Origin of the sequence: Serratia sp. CY44782 (assembly GCF_052168715.1) — a bacterium.
Classification (GTDB): Bacteria; Pseudomonadota; Gammaproteobacteria; order Enterobacterales; family Enterobacteriaceae; genus Serratia; species Serratia nevei.
In genome coordinates, this window is sequence record NZ_JBJNME010000038.1 from 1 (window position 1) to 764 (window position 764).

Consider the following 764-nt stretch of genomic DNA (forward strand, 5'->3'; position numbering starts at 1 on the left):
GTCGGCACCGCTTTGTATTCGACGCTCTCTGATATCAACCCCACGTTCTGGATCGCCCCCAGGTTCTGCGCGCGCACTTCGCCTTCGCTGTTGGTCACCGGGTCGCGGTACGTCACCACGATTTCATTCGGGGCCGCGTCGGCGCTGGTGCTGTCGTCATCCTGCACACCTACGATGCCGTTGTCGTAGGTAAACAGCGGCAAGGTATTGGGGTCGTAATCGTCGCGTAGCAGCTTGAGCGTCAGTTTGCCGGTGCTCAGGTCACCGTATTGGGCTGCGCCGATATGATCCAGGACTTGCTGCACAAACGTATTGAGGTCGTCCTGGCGGTTGTAGCGAAAGCACAGGCCAAATCCTTCGTCATAGAGCCGGTCAGCCGCGATGCGATAGCTGTCAATGTCCAGGTCACCCAACACAAGCCCGCGTCCCCAGTCACGATTTAGCGCGCACTCAACCAGAATGTGCGCCGGGTTCATGGCGTGGATCGCACGCAGGTTGGCAATCTGTTCAGCGGTCAGGTCAGCCTCGTCATCAAGCTGCCCCTCGGTGTTCTGCAGCAGAATAAGCGCCTTCTCCGGATACCACACCGGCCCATCCCAGCCTTGCGTACTGCGGCGAACGCGGTACGACCATGGTTTAGGGGAGGCGCTGTAGCAGCTGACCAACCCGCTAAAGAAGGTGGTGACCAGCCCCCGGAAACCTGGCACTAACCCCGTCAGCAACGTCAATAATGAAGGAGACGGCACCTGGTCGGGGCCACCCAT

1 pseudogene is annotated in these 764 nt (G+C 59.7%); it reads right to left on the reverse strand.

What is annotated here, in order from left to right:
- A pseudogene (locus ACJ8HT_RS24125) lies at window positions 1-707 on the reverse strand (hypothetical protein); the annotation flags it as partial.
- Window positions 708-764 lie beyond the last annotated feature (57 nt).